Raw genomic sequence first — 16,218 nt, 5'->3', positions numbered from 1 at the left:
TAAGTATTCTGGCAGGAAAACGCACGCTTGGCACTAGTTGGCGTCAATTCTGGCTTTTGTCATCCTGCCGACCGGTCGGGGGTTGTTCGCGGCTGGCCAGCCAGGCCTCAATGCTGGCCGGGCGGATCCGGCGGTGCGTCCCCCGATACTCAACGGGAATGATGCCCGAATCGGTCAGCTTGCGAAGATAGCTGTTGGAGATGCCGGCCATCTGCGCGGCCTGCGAGGTATTGAGCAGCAGCTCGGGGGTACCGATGCTGACCGCTTCTCCTTCCGAAAGCCGGCGCAGCGCCTCCAATAGGACCTGTTGTGCGGCGGCTGGCAGCTGCAGGGCCGTTCCGTTGACGAAGACTGTCGTGTCTTGTGCCTCAGCCAGGGCGCGGGCCAGCTTCTTGGCCTGTTTATCTTCTAGCGCGTCGAAGGTGCGTACCTTACTTAATGCAGCGGTGGGGGAAGCCATACTTCCATCTTGCCCCAGTTGCCGGTGGGCCGCACTGCTTCACCTGTTGACGGTACGAAAACCGGTATTGCTGCTGGCCGAGTCGGGCGAATTATGACTGCGCGCCGACACGCGGTAGCGGTTGCAGTAGGAATCGTGGCAGAGGTGGGAGCCGCCGCGAAGAACCCTCCCATCTCCGATCGTGGGGCCGGTCGGATCCTTGAGCGGGCTATTGCGATAGTACTTGGGGAGGAACCAATCGCTGCACCATTCCCATGCGTTCCCGGCAACGTCGAAGAGTCCTACGGGGTTGGGCGGATAGCTTTTGACCGGAGAAGTGCCTGTGTAGCCGTCCTCGGCGGAATTGTGCTGGGGGAAGTTCCCCTGCCAGATGTTGCACTGATGCCGACCTCCCGGCATCAATTCGTTGCCCCACGCGTAGCGCTGCCCCTTGACCAACCCACGCGCGGCGTATTCCCACTGGGCCTCGGTGGGCAGCGCCCGCCCAGCCCAGCGGCAGTAGGCCATCGCGTCATTCCATGAAACCTGGACGACCGGATGATCCGCGAGGTCCTGCCAGGAAGAGCCGCGGCCGGTGGGATGGCGCCAGTTCGCTCCGCGAACCCCGAGCCACCACGATGTCCCAGTTGCGGATCCGATGACATCGGAGCTCGGTGCGCTGAGATATCCGCGAAAGACTGCTGAGTATCCGAGCCGCTCAGATTCCGTTAGGTAACCGGTGGCTTCAGTAAAACAAGCAAATTGCTCGTTGGTGACCAGGGTGGCGTCCATGGAAAATCCAGAAACCTGAACCCGGTGTAGTGGCAACTCACCGTCGGCTGGATAACCTTCAGCAAAATGGTCGCCCATCTCGAAGCTGCCGGAGGGTAGATGAACCTGAGCTAGCGCATGCAGTCCAGGTGATCGACTGTTTACGAGCACCGAACCGGACGATGAGCCAACGGCTGCGGGTCCTGACGGTGACCCAGTTGCTCTGGGACTCGGGCGGCAACAGCTCATGATCGTGGGGCCGGCTCGGTACGCGGGGTGTCGATTTGCTGGTGCAGCAAATGCTTGACTGAATCGCAGAGCGCGTCGATGAGCCGATCGGTGCGTTCCTCATCCGGGTCCGAAAGATGCTGCAGACTGATGCCGTCGATCCCTGCGATCACCATCCGCGAGACGGTATCAAAATCGATATGGGCAGCTTCGCCCATTGCTTCAGCGGCACTGCGGAAGATCGCGCTGGTGGAGGTGATCCATGCGCCATACATGGAACGATTGATCGTCCTTGCCGCGGCAATTTCCTGTTCATCCACGAGTCGGGTTGAACGCAGGAGCAGTTCAAAGGTCGTGACCTGCTCATGCGGGGCGGATAGCATGCGCCGCCAGATACGCCGGATGTGTCGTTCAACTGCGTCATCCAGACTCGTGGGACCGGGCATCGGGTCAAGCTCGCGCGCGTAGTCCCGGCTTAGGTAGTTGTAGACCTCGTTGAGTAGTTCATCCTTGTTCCGGAAACAGTAATGCAGGGCAGCGAGTGGGGCGCCTGCTTCAGCGGCTATTCGACGGGTCGTTGCCGCTGCCATTCCCTCAGCTGCGATGACGCGGGCAGCAGCTTCGATGAACTGACGGCTACGCTCTTCGACCGAAACTCGCGCCATACTTCATTCCTTTCATTGCCCGGCCAGGAAAGATCCACGCCTGATATGACCCTAACCCAAGCACTGTTTCTCGCTGTTCATCAGCCGATGAAGCACTGATTTTTAACATTTTCCAACAAAAGCTGGTCAAGTGACTAAGTCATTTGACATACTACTGGAAGTTGTAAGGCGGATCACATTTCGTTGGCGAGAATGACGAGGGAGGCGACGGCATGGCGGCACAGTTGATCGTGCACGGAGGAGTTGTACCTGAGCTCGGTCTTGACTCTGGGGCAAACGCTACGGAGGTGGCCGGAAGGCCGAGCGCGGTTGCGATGAGCGATGGCCGAATCACCGCCACCGGTGGTGACGAATTGCTGCAGCTGGCCGATGGATCGACGAGGATCATCGATGCACAGGGTGGGGCAATCTTGCCCGGCATCAATGATGGTCACCTGCATTTTGCCGCCAGTGCGATGACCCGATACGCGCACCTTCAGCTCAAGGATGCGCAGTCCTGGCAAGAAGTCGTTGACCGCATTGAGGCAGCTTCCCCCGACCCCGGCGGCTGGGTACGCGCTGCCGGATGGGATGAAGCGGTGCTGGGAACCGATGGCAGCGAGAACCTGGCCACGGCTCGGCCTGATACACCGGTAGTTGCCTTCGATGCCTCCGGCCACCAGGTGATGGTGAACGGTGAAGCGCTTCGTCGCCTGGATCTGGGAGAAAAAGTTCCGGACGTGCCTGGGGGAGTAGTGGGTCGAAACCACGACGGCAGCGTCAATGGCCGATTCGCAGACGCAGCCATGCGCCTGGTCAACGATTCCCTGCCGCCATTTGCCGAAGACCAACTGCGTCAAGCGTTCCTGCGGTTCCAAGACGAACTGCATATGTTGGGCGTCACTTCACTGACGGATCCCGGACTGGGGCCCGGAGGTCGAACTCTCATGGCTGCCAGCTGTGACACGCCATCGTTGCAGATCCTGACGGAGCTCGCACGGGATGGCCTGCTGAGCTTGCGGGTGAATTGCCTGCTGCTCTTTGCTGGCACCGGCGGTGAGTCGGCGCAGTCGGTGCGCGAGGGGCTTGAGAGCGCTCTACCCGCCCTGGCCGAAGATGTTGACCCCTTGCGCCTCCGTATCGCAGGGGTCAAGGTTTTCGCTGACGGCATCCCACGCTCAGGCACAGCTTGGTTCCATGACGAGTATCAGCTCCCCTGCGGCCACGGGCACGGCGCATTAGTGCTTGAGGGAACGAGCGACGAAGATCGCGTCGACCAGTTTCGTGCGATTCTTGCACACATCGACGCCGCAGGTTTGCAGGCCGGTGTCCATGCCACCGGAGACGCGGCCACCGAGGCGTTTATCGAGGCCGTCGAGTCACTACCGGATCCGCGCGGGGCCAAAAACAATCGGCACTACGTCATACATGGAGCATTCGCTGACAACTCCGTTCTGCAACGCATGGCCCGAGCCGGTATCGGTTACAGCACCAATCCCTCGATCCGCTCGGAAGCTGGAGCGCTGATGCAAAGGCTCCTCGGACAGCAACGCTTCGAAGCGCAGCAGCCCCTGGCCACAGCGGCAGAACGGGGAGTCGGTGTTTCATTGGCTTCCGACTCACCGGTGACCAGTCCCGACTGGCGCCAGAGCGTTATTGCCGCAGTTACCCGCAACACCAGCGCGGGACCGGGAGACGGGGAGCCGGAACGGCTCACCCAGGCCCAAGCCTTGGCGATGATGACCCAAACTCCAGCCTGGCAAGACCACGCTGAGCAGGACAAGGGCTGGATCCGTGAGGGATATCTAGCCGACCTGTGCATTTTGCGCGACCCGCTCAGTGCCCGGGTGGAAGAGCTGCTGAATAACCCCACCAGCTACACCATCGTGGGCGGGAACGTCGTCTACGAACGGGGCTGAAGGCCGGGAACCCCGGTCGTATCAGGCAATTGCTAGCAACGCCACCGGGACCTCGCAAAAGATTGCCAGCGTCACGGTTCAGGCGCAGAGCCGCTTGTGGGTCCGAACCATTTTCCCGATCAGGGGCGCGAGCCCAACTGCGCACCATTTACACCACTGATTTCTCACCCGATAGGTACCTCCATGAAAACGAAAACACTTGCAGCTGTTGTTACCTCACTGGCCTTGGGGGCCAGCCTCACCGCATGTTCCTCTCAGGATCAGGCGGCAGCCGAGCCGAACGCGGACGGGAACATTACGCTGAACGTCGGCACCATCGGCATTGCCTCCGACGCTGCGATCAACACCGCCATTGAGAAGGGCTACTTTGCCGACGAGGGCCTCGAAGTGAAGACCACCGTCGTCGCAAACCCGCCAGCGGGCATCGCCGCAGCCCAATCCGGTCAGCTGGACCTGGCATATACCCCTTCCATCCCGCTGATCAACGCAATGTCCCAATCCGTGGATCTCAAGGTGGTCGGTCCCGCTGACGGTTACGACGCCGCAGCCCTGAAGGATGAGGCACCGGCCAAGGTCGATGACACGGGCCTCTTCGTGCGCCCCAACAGCGGGATCAGCCGAGCCAAGGATCTGGAAGGCAGGAAGGTGGCAGTGCCAGCTCGAAAGGCCCAGCTGGAAGTCACCATCGCCAACATGGTGAGCAAGGACGGTGGAGATCCTTCAAAGATCAACTGGATGGTGCTCGACCCCGCCAGCTCGCTGCAGTCGTTGCAGCAATCACGGGTAGATGCCGCCGGCCTCGTTGCCCCGTTCTCTACAAATGCCGGGGCCGAGGGCATGGATCTGCTCGGGAGTCCAGGACTGGAATTCTTCGGGCCCGGCGCCGTGGGCCTATGGGTTGCCGGCGGCGAAAAGGTGGAGCAGAACCCCGAAGCCATGGCCGGTTTCCAACGTGCCATCGTGAAGGCCAACGCCTATGCCAATGAACACCAGGAGGAAATGGAGAAGAAGGCCGCCAAGATCACCGGGATCGATGAGCAAACCATCAGCACCGGGGCGGATAACTACTGGCCATCCGAAGTTGCCCTTGATGACCTGACCCACGTGGATGAACAGCTGGTGCAGCTCGGTTACCTTCCGAAGGGAGTGGATCTTGATGACTCCGTCATCTTCAGTGCAAACTAGCCCGCGGATGAGCGGCCGGAGGGCAACCCCCGCGCGCCGGACGACCGCAAGGACAGCAAATACCCTGGAAACTCCGGCAACGAAAGCAGCACTTGGCGCACTGGGAGCACTGCTGCTCCTCGGGCTATGGCAGGCAACAGCCGCCGCGGGAATCTTCGGTACGGGACTACCCACCGTCAGCGCGACGTTGGGGGAACTGACCCAACTGCTTGCCAGCTCCGAATTCTGGAGTGAAACGGCCATCACGATCTGGCTCGCCCTGCTCGGACTTGTACTTTCGATAGTCGCCGGAGTCATCCTGGGGCTGCTTATCGGCTCCCTGAGCACGGTGCGCTACGCGACCCTGGCAGTCGTAGAATTTCTCAAACCAATCCCGCCGATCGTCGTCTTGCCACTTTGCGTCATGATCTGGGGGCCGACCAGCCAGATGGCGTTGGTACTGGTGCTCATCGGAACGGTCCTGTCCACCACAATTCAGGTCATCGCGGGCGTCAACGACACCGACCCGGTCGCAACCAACACTGCACGATCCTTCGGCATGGGGCCCGCCGAACGCCTGTGGCGCATCACGTTGCCCTCGGCGTCCCCTTATATCGGCACCTCCGTTCGCATCGGCGCCCCCTCGGCGCTCATTATCGTTGTGGTCGCCGGGCTCCTTGGCGGTGCTCCAGGATTGGGCAGTAGCATTTATGGCGCCCAGGCGGCAGGGGACTTTCCTCGGGTGTACGCACTGGTGTTGGTGCTGGGTGTGCTCGGGTTGCTTGCCCAGAATGGGGCCGTCTTGATTGAACGCAAGGTTCTGCACTGGCATCCGGCCTTCAGGGAGGAAGCAAAGTGAAACGGCATCTTCTCAACCTCACGTTGGCGGTACTGACTCCGATTGTTTTGATCGCTGCCTGGTTCGGAGCTTCCAACTCATCGACCAATGCCTTCTTCCCACCCCTGCGGCAAATTCTTTCCCGCTTCGCCGATCTATGGTTATTCGAGCACTTTGTCAGTGACATTCTGCCGAGTATGAAAAATCTCGTTCTGGGGTTCCTTATCGCGGTAGTGCTCGGTGTATTGATCGGGTTCGTCCTGGCTACGGTCCCGTTGTTGCGGGCCATGTTCGAACCCAGCCTGCACCTGTTGCGCGGGATTCCGCCGGTGGCGCTGGTGCCGATTCTAATCACCTTGGTCGGTTTTGGTGACGAGATGCGTATTGCTTCCATCGTGATCGCCGCGGTCTTTCCCACCATGATCGCCACCATGGATGGCATCAAAGCGGTGGATTCTTCCTTGAAGGATGTGTGCACCGTGTACCAGCTGTCCCGCCGCGACCGGCTCATGTCCGTGTATCTTCCCTCCGCCGGACCGCAGATTGCAGCGGGCATGCAGGTCAGTTTGTTGGTGGCGTTCATCGTCATGATCGCCTCGGAGATGATGGGCACTGCACAGGGGATCGGTGCCATGACGCTGTTGGCCCAACAGACCTTCATGGCTGCGGACATGTGGGCCGGGATTCTCTTGCTGGGTTTCATCGGCTTCGCCAGCAATATGGTCTTTGACATCTTCAAGAACCGGGCCTTGTCCTGGTACATCGGATCCAAGAAACTGGAGAAAGTACAGTGAACTCCACGATTGACAACCCGACTCAGCACACCGAGCCCACGACACGGGTGCCGCGACTGCAAGTCGAGGCACTAGCCAAAACCTACGGCACGGGTCCAAAATCGGTCGAGGTCATCGAAAACCTGTCGTTCAGCGTCAACGCCGGGGAAATGGTGTGCATCGTTGGCCCTTCCGGGGTTGGCAAAACGACGTTGCTGAAGTGCCTTGCCGGGCTGCATTCCTGCAGCGGCGGCAGCATGAAGATTGACGGCAAGGTGGTCAGTGGCCCGCCAGCGGAAATGGCGTTGGTGTTCCAGGACTACTCGCGCTCGCTGATGCCGTGGCTGACGGTCGAGAAAAACTTGCGCCTACCCCTTCGGCACCTGCGCCTTCCCGCGACGGAGGTCAGCGCCCGAGTGGAAGCGGCCCTCGCCGAAGTCGGTTTGAGCCACGCCGCAAAGCGCTATCCCTGGCAGCTCTCGGGCGGCATGCAGCAGCGTGTGGCGATCGCCCGGGCCTTGGCCTACCGCCCCGAGATCCTCATCATGGACGAACCCTTCGCCTCCGTTGATGCACAAACCCGTTTTGAGCTGGAGGACCTCTGCCTCAAGATTCGTGATGAATTGGGGATGACGATCTTGCTGGTAACGCACGACATCGATGAAGCGGTCTACCTCTCCGACCGAATTGTCGCGATCGGGCATAAGCCCGCCACCGTCTTGGAAGTCATGGACGTGGACCTTCCGCGGTCCCGTAACCAGATCACCACCCGCGCCTTGCCCGAATTCTCTGAGCAGCGCACCAAGGTGCTCTCCCTGATCCGGGAGGCCCAGGTATGAGCCCAAAGAGCAAGTCCCCCAACATTCTGGTGTTTATTGCGGACCAGCTGCGGGCGGATCACCTGGGAGCCTACGGCAACACCGAGGTGCGCACACCGAACTTGGACCGGTTGGCGGCGTCTTCAACCGTTTACGACTCCGCGCATGTCGCGAACCCCACCTGCATGCCGAACCGGGCCAGCCTGCTCACGGGCCGCTGGCCTAGCGGGCATGGCACACAGTACAACGGGATTCCAGTGAATCCTGATGCCTCCACCTTCGTGCGCCAGCTTTCCCGCTGCGGCTACCGCACGAGCGCTGTGGGAAAACTCCATCACCAAAACATGGGATGGGACTTCGAACCGGAACAGCGGCAGCAAATCCTGGAAAGCGCACCGGGACTTCTCGATCCCGAACTGCCCGATGCCGTCGTCGCACGGCGTGAACCCGGTTGGGACCAATGGGAGAACCGTGCACGACATGAAGCCGGATACGTCGCGATGCCCGATGACTATTACGGCTACCAGGACGTAGACCTGGTCATCGGTCACGGAGACGCCCCCGGCGGGCATTGGCTGCATTGGGCTCGTGGAAAGGGAGTCGAGCCACGGGAACTGGGGGGCCCGGCAGCGGGGTCCGATGTTCTGGCCAGCTGGGAACAGGTCTATACCTCCGCGATTCCCGCCGAGGTGCATCCCACCAGCTACATTGGCGAGAAGGCGGTGGAACGCGTGCGGGCCGCCGCACGCGACGACGAACCGTTCTTCATGTTCGTTTCGTTCCCGGACCCACACCACCCATTCGCGCCGCCACGTGAGTACGCGCGCCGGTACGACCCGAAGAACTTGACACTCCCGGTGGGGTTCGACCAGGATCATGCCCGGTCCCCCGAACACATTCGTCGCATGCATCAACAACGCGGAACGCCGAACAGCGATCCGACCATGACTTTCGCCGTGACCGAAGACCAGTATCGGGCCGCCGCGGCCGCACAGTATGGGCTGATTGAGTTCATGGATGAGCAGATCGGCAAGGTGCTGGAGACACTGCAGGAGACCGGTCAGGCGGAGGACACCATTGTTGTGTTTACCGCGGACCACGGGGACCTCTTTGGGGACCATGGCTTGATGCTCAAGCACTTCTCCCACTATCGGGCGGTGACGCGTGTTCCCCTAATCATCCGCGTTCCCGGGCAAGACGATCAACGCCGGAGCAGCGAACTGGTTTCCAGTGCTGACTTCGCACCGACCATGCTCGACTTGGCTGGCGTGCCGGCATTTCGCGGTATCCAGGGCCGCAGCCTGGTCGACGGTCACGGGAACCTTGCGCTGGGAACCGGAGCAGAAGCACTGCTCATCGAGGAGGACCAGCCGTTCTCCCTCGACGGACTTCCCGCCCCGGTGCGCATGCGAACTGTAATCACGAGCGAGGGCCGTCTGACCCGGTACATGGGAACGCCAATCAGCGAACTCTACGACCATCGATCGGACCCTGATGAACTGCAGAACCTCGCCGGCACCGTGGAGGGGACTCAACTGGCCCATCGCCTGCAGACCGCCTTGAGCGAACAATTGGTCAACCTGGCAACAGCACGGTCGCGTCCCACAGCAGCCGCCTAATGGAGCGAAAACGAGGTAGGACGGCTGGGGAATTTATGACGCATATGCGACGAGCGGGAGTTGTCACGCGATGAACGGTTCCCGTATGGTGGAAACCAAGGTCTAAAGAAAGTACTGACCAACCATCATTGCGGCACGCAATGACGTGACGAGATGCCTTACCTGGCAACGGCGTTGTTGTTTCGTGCGTTTGTGACGTGAAGTTCGAGCCTGATGCGTGCTCGCTTTACCTGAACGTGGCCGGATGCTTGGTTTTGCGCGTTCCTGCGCTATGCCACAAGTTTCGTGGGCAATGCGTTATGCCGTTTTCAGCACTTTCTGAAGGAAGAAGAAGTCCAATGTCTGTTGACTCCACCCAAGACCTGTCCAAGATCACCGACGCCGAAGTTTTCGAAGCCCATGAGGGTGGCAAGCTGAGCGTCATCTCCCAGATGCCCCTGCGCAGCAAGCGCGATCTGTCGATCGCCTACACCCCGGGCGTGGCCAAGGTTTCCCAGGCCATCGCGGACGACCCGGCCAAGCATGATTCACACACCTGGGCCTCCCGCCTGGTGGCCGTGGTTTCCGACGGCACTGCGGTCCTGGGCCTGGGGAACATCGGGGCCGCCGCGTCACTGCCGGTCATGGAGGGCAAATGCGCGCTGTTCAAGGAATTTGCCGGACTGAACTCGATTCCACTGGTTCTTGAAACCACCGACGTGGACGAAATTGTGGACACCATCATCCGTCTTCGTCCCAGCTTTGGTGCCGTGAACCTGGAGGACATTTCCGCTCCCCGCTGCTTTGAAATCGAACGCCGGTTGATTGAAGCCCTGGACATCCCGGTGATGCACGATGACCAGCATGGTACCGCAGTGGTGGTGCTGGCGGCCCTGATCGGCGCGGCCCGCTACACCCAGCGCGACCTCTCCGCGCTGAAGGTCGTCATCTCCGGTGCCGGCTCGGCCGGCGTGGCGGTAACGAAGCTGCTGCTGCAGGCCGGTGTGGGGGACGTGATCGTCCTGGATTCACGCGGCACCATCCACCGTGAGCGGGATGACCTGAATGCAACCAAGGCGGAGCTGGCGGCCATCACCAACCATGAGGACGTGATGGGCGGATTGGCCGAGGCACTGGATGGCGCCGATGTGGTCGTCGGGCTGTCCTCGTCGAAGTTCGATGAGGAAGCCGTGGCGCGAATGAACAAGGACGCGATCATCTTTGCACTGTCCAACCCCAACCCGGAGATCATGCCGCAGGACGCCAAAAAGTATGCGGCGGTGGTCGCTACCGGGCGCAGCGACTTCCCGAACCAAATCAACAACGTGCTGGCGTTCCCGGGCATCTTCCGCGGTGCACTGGATTCCGGGGCTGCGAAGATCACCGAACAGATGAAGGTGGCCGCCGCACATGCGATCGCCGACCTGGTCGGCGAGGATCTGGCAGCCGACTACATCATCCCCTCCGCCCTGGACGAGCGGGTCATGCCCGCGGTAGCCAAGGCAGTTGGCGCGGCGGCCGAATCCGCCCAGTAGGCAGCATGCTGTAGGGCCGGGCCACGGCCGCACGAAGGACGCACCCACGATCCAACGGATCACCGTGGGTGCGTCCTTCGTTTTAAGCGCGCTTTCTTATCCACAGATTTGCCGGGCACCGTTTGCCGAGGCATATCGGCACGACACTGGAATCTATCCGCGACGACCGCCGTGGAACCGCCCAACGGCTGCGCGCCGATTGAGGAAGTGATTTCAGATGTGCACGATTTGCGCCCCTGATTCGCCCCAGGCTCAACTGAACCGGGACATCAGCCAGGACATCAAGAACGACGGATGCAGCGTGATGCTGTACCAAAACCCGGACGAGACAACGCGTTTCGGGCACACCATCGGTCTCAGCGCCAAGGGGCACCCGGAGCTGATGATCTGGGAGGAAGACACCACGTTCGTGGTGAAGATGCTGCGCAACCTGGCGCACGGCATCGTCCACCATGGCCAACGCTTCGAACGTGATGACATCACCTACTGGTTCGGGTTCGCGTTGACTTTCGAGGAGATCGTCAACGTTGAGGAAATCGCCCCGATCGCCATGTGCCGCTACGGCGAAGGGACCAGGGTGCTCATGGTTGTCCCCGCCGAGGAGCAGGACGGGGGTTACCTCGAACTGGAGGACGAGGATGAACCCTACGACCGGCGCGGTCGGTGAACCCGGTCAAGCCGGTGGGGTGTTGCCCGGCTGGAGGCAGCGGTCCCCACGAAGGAAGTTATCCACAAATCCGCGATCAAGCCCAAGAACACCCTTGCCCGGGTCAACACTGGGAAAGCCGGAGAAGCAAACACCATCCAAGGAGTGAGGACCATGTGCATGATGTGCGATGGCATGTCCGCCGCCGAAGTTGAAGCACACATCAACGGGCAGATCGCCCAGAACGGCTACGCCGTCTACTGCATCCAGGACCCGAACCCCAAACGCGTGTTCGGGTACACCGTGGGTCTGACCCGCCTGGGGCAGCCGGAATTCCTGGTGCGGGGCATCAGCGAAGAAGACACATTGATCATGCTCAATGGGCTGGCACGCCAGGTGCTGCGCGGCGAATACTACGACCACGGCCACACCGCGGATTGGAAGGACGGGCGGCTGATGTACTTCGCCCTGAAGACCGGTGCGGGCAAGTACACCCTGGGAGTGCACCGGCGCTATGGGCTGGTGGCAAGGGTCCTGGAGGTGCACCTGATGAAGCACGGCGGCCCCGTCCGGAAAGCACCGAACGAGGCCGCCTGAGCAACGGTTGCCCTGAACCGCCAGGGGAGGCGGGGAGATTAGCCGCGGTACAGTGCCGCGGCCTGGTTCTCCTCCTCGACCTTGGCGGCATGCGCCTGGCGCAGGGCCTGATGCTGCGGGTTCTTGCGCAGCTTCAGGTAGCACACCCCAAGAATGGCGAACCAGACCGGGGTGGCCAGCAGGGCCTGGAGCGTGTCGGGCTGGGTGGTCAAGGTCCACAGGATGAACACGAAGAACGCCAGCACCACATAGGGCATCAGCATGCCAAAGGGCATCTTGAACTTGCTCTGATCATGCAGGTGCGGGCGGCGCTTGCGGTACACCAGGTAGCTGAGCAGGATCATCGTCCACACGAACATGAAGCACAGTGCGGAGATTGTGGTGACCAGGGTGAAGGCCTCGGCCACCGAGCCCTCGGTGTAGAGCAGCACGACGCCGGCCAGCAGGAACATGCAGGAGAACAGCAGGGCGTTGCGCGGCACCTGGTTCTTGGTCAGCTTGCCAAAGCGCTTGGGCGCATCCCCGTCCACCGCCAGCGAGTAGATCATGCGCGAGGTCGAGTAGATCCCGGAGTTGGCGCTGGAGGTTGCCGAGGTGAGCACGACGAAATTCACCACGCCGGCGGCACCGACCAGTCCGGCCAGCGCGAACATGCCCACGAACGGGGATTCCTCGGGGGAGAACTTGACCCAGGGAGTGACCGACATCAGGATGACCAGCGAGCCGACGTAGAACAGGATAATGCGCAGCGGGATCGAGTTCACCGCGCGCGGCAGGGTCTTTTCCGGGTCCTTGGTTTCCGCTGCAGTGGTGCCCACCAGTTCAATGCCCACAAAGGCGAACACGGCAATCTGGAATCCGGCGATGAAGCCCATCATGCCGGTGGGGAACAGTCCTCCGTAGTTCCACAGGTTGGAGAACGAGGCGCGGGTTCCGTCGGCCTCGAAACCGAGCACGATCATGGCCAGCCCGGTGACGATCAGCGCCAGGATCGCCACGATCTTGATCAGCGCAAACCAGAACTCGGTTTCACCGAAGTTCTTCACGCTGGGAAGGTTCAGGGCAACCAGCAGCACGATGCACGTCAGTGCCGGAATCCACAGGGGCAGGTCGCCCCACCAGAAGGCCACATAGTGGGCGATCGCCACCACGTCGGCGATCCCGGTGACCACCCAGCAGAACCAGTAGGTCCACCCGGTAAAGAAGCCGGCCCACGGACCGAGCAGGTCACCGGCGAACTCGGAGAAGGTCTTGTACTCCAGGTTGCTCAGCAGGATCTCGCCCATGGCCCGCATGACGAAGAAGAGCATGAACCCGATAATCATGTACACGAAGATCACCGAGGGGCCGGCGACGGCGATGGTCTTGCCCGAACCCATGAACAGGCCGGTGCCGATGGCCCCGCCGATGGCGATTAGCTGGATGTGCCGGTTGGACAGCGCCCGTTCGAGCTTTTGATTGTCCTGCGACTGTGTCTGCTGCGTGATTTCGCCAGCCACGGTCGTCTCCTTCCTCGGCCCCGCCCCGGTGCTCACGGTGCTAAGGCAAAATTATGCGTCCCTGAAGCCGATGGTCGTTCCCTTAAACCACCGAACCCGGGAAAACACGTTACTCTCTAACTGGAGAAAACCGTAATTGGCGTCACATGCCCTAGTGAGCGGCCGCAACACCGCAGGCAGTTCTGGGTGCCGGTGATGCGTAGTGAGTAGGGTAGTGGTATGGCATTCCGTAATCGTCGAGCAGCAGCTCTCCCCGCAAAACTTTCCCGTTCCTGGTTGTTGGTCAACGCCGCGAAGCCAGAGGAATTCGGGCCGGCCCTGGCCTGCGAGGCGGACTCGGTCATCTTCGATATGGAAGCCGCCGTACCCGACGACAAGAAGGGCGAGGCCCGTGACGCGGTGGTCAACGCCCTGTCCACGGGAATGACCGCCTGGGTGCGCGTGAACGGCATTGACACCGAGTTCTGGGCCGATGACCTGGCAGCCCTCTCCGAGGCGCCGGGACTGCGTGGCATCATGCTGGCCATGACCGAGAAGCCTGAGCAGGTCACGCTCAGCGCCATGCGCCTGCGTGCCGGTACCCCGGTGCTGGCGCTGATCGAATCGGCGCTGGGCATCGAAAACGCCACCGCGATCGCCTCGGCCCCCGGCACCTTCCGTCTGGCCTTTGGCGTGAACGACTTCCGCAAGGACACCGGTGTCTCGGATTCTCCGTTGGCGTTGGCCTACGCCCGCGGCAAGCTGGTCGTCGCCTCCCGCGTGGGCAAGCTGCCCGGCGCGATCGACGGCCCACCCCCGGCCGGGGCCGACGCCGGGGTGGTCAGCGAGGAAACCCAGGTGACCGCGTCGATGGGCATGACCGGCAAGCTCTCGCTCTCCCGGGACCACGTGGATGGCATCAACGCCGCCCTGGCCCCGAGTGCCGATGAGCTGTCCTGGGCCATGGAGCTGCTGGAGGCGCACGCCGCCGGTGCCGCAGTGGGCGACGGGTCCTACCTGCCGCGTCTGGCCCGTGCGCAGAAGATCGCCGACCTGGCCGACTCCTACGGCCTGTGGAACGCCTAGCCGCCTAGCTGCTCGCGGCGCCCGGCCGGCTTGGGCGCAACAGCCGTTGAATACCTGAACAAAGTACAAGAGCCAGTCCCTGAACGGGACTGGCTCTTGTGTCTGAGGGGCAGCTGGCAGCGCCCGCCCTTAGCGTTCGTGGACCTCGGTCTTGCCGGTGGCCTGGGCATGGGCGGAGCCGATGACGTCGCCGGCCTTCCACTCATCCCAGCCCGGACGTCCGGCCATGAACGTCTCGATCTGGTCCTTGGTGGCTTCCAGCTTCGGGTCGTTCTTCAGGTACCACTTGGTTTCGCGGGCCACCAGTCCGGAGAGGATCAGCAGACCCAACAGGTTCGGCAGGGCCATCAGCCCGTTCATCATGTCGGAGAAGTTCCACACCACGGCCAGCTCGGTGGTGGCGCCCACGAACACGACCAGGGAGAACACCACGCGGAACGGCATCACCAGGGCGCGACCGAACAGGCGCTCCATCTGGCGTTCACCGTAGTAGCACCAGCCCAGGATGGTGGAGAAGGCGAACATCACCAGGCCGATGGTCACGATCCAGTGTCCCCACTGGCCAGGCAGGCCGTGGGTGAAGGCCTGGCCGGTCATCAGCGCGGCGGAGATCTGCTCCCCGGTCTCCGGGTCAATCATGTTCCAGGTGCCGGTGGTGATGATGACCAGGCCGGTGCAGGTGACCACGATGATGGTGTCGATGAAGGTCTGGGTCATCGAGACCAGGCCCTGGCGCACCGGGTGGCTGGTCTGTGCAGCGGCGGCGGCGATGGCCGCCGAGCCCATGCCCGACTCATTGGAGAAGATGCCGCGGGCCACGCCGAACTGCACGGCGATGATGATGGCCGAGCCGGCGAAGCCACCCACGGCGGAGGTGCCGGTGAACGCGTCGGTGAAGATGGTGGCGAACGCGGCGGGGATCTGGCCCAGGTTGGCCAGCAGGATGTAGATGGCGGCGCCCACGTAGAAGATGATCATCACCGGGACGAACCCGGCGGTGATGCGGCCGATGGACTTGATGCCGCCGACCAGCACGGCCAGGGAGAGCACGGTCAGCACCGCGCCGGTGACCCACAGCGGCACCTGGAAGGAGTTCTCCAGGTTCGCGGAGATCGAGTTGGCCTGGGTCAGGTTGCCGATGCCGAAGCTGGCGATCGCCGCGGCGATGGCGAAGAACAGGGCCAGGAACTTGCCGAACGGGCCCTTGATGCCGCGCTGCAGGTAGTACTGTGGGCCGCCGGACTTTTCACCGGCGGCGTCGGTGCCGCGGAAGCGCACACCCAGGAAGGCCTCCGAGTATTTCGAGGCCATGCCGAAGATGCCGGTGATCCACATCCAGAACAGCGCACCGGGCCCGCCGATGCCGATGGCGGTGGCCACCCCGACGATGTTGCCGGTGCCCACGGTGGCGGCCAGGGCGGTGGTCAAAGCCTGGAACTGGGAGACGTCTCCCTCCGAACCGGCGTCCTTGCGCTTGATGATCCCCAGGCGCAGTGCCGGACCGAGCTTGACCAGCTGGATCAGGCCCAGCCGGATCGTCAGGTACAGCCCGGTGAGCAGCAGAAGCGGGATCAGGACAAATGGCCCCCAAATGACGGACGAGATGTCGCCAAACAGGGTCGTGAGGGCTTCCATGTGTTGGTCCTCCAGTGATGCGAGTGTGATGTTCATGACGCTGGTGGCG

At 62.0% G+C, this 16,218-nt stretch carries 15 protein-coding genes; 10 read left to right on the top strand and 5 right to left on the bottom strand.

What is annotated here, in order from left to right; translation table 11 throughout:
- Positions 1–43: 43 nt before the first annotated feature.
- Genes GcLGCM259_RS12610 through GcLGCM259_RS12600 form a run of 3 tightly spaced genes read right to left on the bottom strand, consistent with a single transcriptional unit; the run spans position 44 to position 2,103 of the window.
- Positions 44–460 (bottom strand): helix-turn-helix domain-containing protein, encoded by a 417-nt coding sequence (locus GcLGCM259_RS12610; RefSeq protein ID WP_138926810.1) that lies wholly within the window; start codon positions 458–460, stop codon positions 44–46.
- Between the two features lie 39 nt (positions 461–499).
- On the bottom strand, positions 500–1,459 hold the full coding sequence (locus GcLGCM259_RS12605; RefSeq protein ID WP_138926809.1) for a formylglycine-generating enzyme family protein: 960 nt from the start codon (positions 1,457–1,459) through the stop codon (positions 500–502).
- Positions 1,456–2,103 (bottom strand): TetR/AcrR family transcriptional regulator, encoded by a 648-nt coding sequence (locus tag GcLGCM259_RS12600; RefSeq protein WP_138926808.1) that lies wholly within the window; start codon positions 2,101–2,103, stop codon positions 1,456–1,458. The genes GcLGCM259_RS12605 and GcLGCM259_RS12600 overlap by 4 nt, the downstream gene beginning before the upstream one ends.
- Positions 2,104–2,417: 314 nt before the next feature.
- Between GcLGCM259_RS12600 and GcLGCM259_RS12595 the strand changes: the two genes are divergently transcribed.
- From GcLGCM259_RS12595 to GcLGCM259_RS12555, 9 genes are all read left to right on the top strand, one after another.
- On the top strand, positions 2,418–4,001 hold the full coding sequence (locus tag GcLGCM259_RS12595; protein WP_246049588.1) for an amidohydrolase: 1,584 nt from the start codon (positions 2,418–2,420) through the stop codon (positions 3,999–4,001).
- 183 nt (positions 4,002–4,184) lie between these two features.
- Complete coding sequence (locus GcLGCM259_RS12590; RefSeq protein WP_138926806.1) at positions 4,185–5,186, top strand: ABC transporter substrate-binding protein; 1,002 nt, start codon at positions 4,185–4,187, stop codon at positions 5,184–5,186.
- Positions 5,158–6,024 carry an ABC transporter permease gene (locus GcLGCM259_RS12585; protein ID WP_246049894.1) on the top strand — a complete coding sequence of 289 codons (867 nt, stop codon included), beginning with the start codon at positions 5,158–5,160 and terminating at the stop codon, positions 6,022–6,024. The genes GcLGCM259_RS12590 and GcLGCM259_RS12585 overlap by 29 nt, the downstream gene beginning before the upstream one ends.
- The gene (locus GcLGCM259_RS12580) at positions 6,021–6,797 is read left to right on the top strand and encodes an ABC transporter permease (RefSeq protein WP_054820594.1); all 777 of its coding nucleotides are present in this window, start codon (positions 6,021–6,023) and stop codon (positions 6,795–6,797) included. The genes GcLGCM259_RS12585 and GcLGCM259_RS12580 overlap by 4 nt, the downstream gene beginning before the upstream one ends.
- Entirely contained in the window at positions 6,794–7,615 is an 822-nt protein-coding gene (locus GcLGCM259_RS12575; RefSeq protein ID WP_054820595.1) for an ABC transporter ATP-binding protein, read from the top strand. The genes GcLGCM259_RS12580 and GcLGCM259_RS12575 overlap by 4 nt, the downstream gene beginning before the upstream one ends.
- Positions 7,612–9,213 carry a sulfatase family protein gene (locus GcLGCM259_RS12570; RefSeq protein ID WP_138175797.1) on the top strand — a complete coding sequence of 534 codons (1,602 nt, stop codon included), beginning with the start codon at positions 7,612–7,614 and terminating at the stop codon, positions 9,211–9,213. Before GcLGCM259_RS12575 ends, GcLGCM259_RS12570 begins: the two co-directional genes overlap by 4 nt.
- 338 nt (positions 9,214–9,551) lie before the next feature.
- Entirely contained in the window at positions 9,552–10,727 is a 1,176-nt protein-coding gene (locus tag GcLGCM259_RS12565; protein WP_138926804.1) for an NAD(P)-dependent malic enzyme, read from the top strand.
- Between the two features lie 217 nt (positions 10,728–10,944).
- Positions 10,945–11,394, top strand: coding sequence for a DUF4262 domain-containing protein (locus GcLGCM259_RS12560; protein ID WP_138926803.1), 450 nt, complete (start codon positions 10,945–10,947; stop codon positions 11,392–11,394).
- A 159-nt stretch (positions 11,395–11,553) separates the two neighbouring features.
- Complete coding sequence (locus GcLGCM259_RS12555) at positions 11,554–11,970, top strand: DUF4262 domain-containing protein (protein ID WP_175419424.1); 417 nt, start codon at positions 11,554–11,556, stop codon at positions 11,968–11,970.
- A gap of 38 nt (positions 11,971–12,008) precedes the next feature.
- Here the strand turns inward: GcLGCM259_RS12555 and cycA are convergent, their stop codons facing one another.
- On the bottom strand, positions 12,009–13,469 hold the full coding sequence (gene cycA / locus GcLGCM259_RS12550) for a D-serine/D-alanine/glycine transporter (RefSeq protein WP_175419423.1): 1,461 nt from the start codon (positions 13,467–13,469) through the stop codon (positions 12,009–12,011).
- A 219-nt stretch (positions 13,470–13,688) separates the two neighbouring features.
- Between cycA and GcLGCM259_RS12545 the strand changes: the two genes are divergently transcribed.
- Positions 13,689–14,534, top strand: coding sequence for an HpcH/HpaI aldolase/citrate lyase family protein (locus GcLGCM259_RS12545; RefSeq protein WP_138175807.1), 846 nt, complete (start codon positions 13,689–13,691; stop codon positions 14,532–14,534).
- A 129-nt stretch (positions 14,535–14,663) separates the two neighbouring features.
- Here GcLGCM259_RS12545 and GcLGCM259_RS12540 read toward each other — a convergent pair whose 3' ends face one another.
- The gene (locus GcLGCM259_RS12540; RefSeq protein WP_138926800.1) at positions 14,664–16,169 is read right to left on the bottom strand and encodes an alanine/glycine:cation symporter family protein; all 1,506 of its coding nucleotides are present in this window, start codon (positions 16,167–16,169) and stop codon (positions 14,664–14,666) included.
- Positions 16,170–16,218: the final 49 nt, after the last annotated feature.

The sequence above is a fragment of the Glutamicibacter creatinolyticus genome (assembly GCF_006094275.1).
Lineage (GTDB): Bacteria > Actinomycetota > Actinomycetes > Actinomycetales > Micrococcaceae > Glutamicibacter > Glutamicibacter creatinolyticus.
This window is presented reverse-complemented; position numbering and strand designations above follow the sequence as displayed.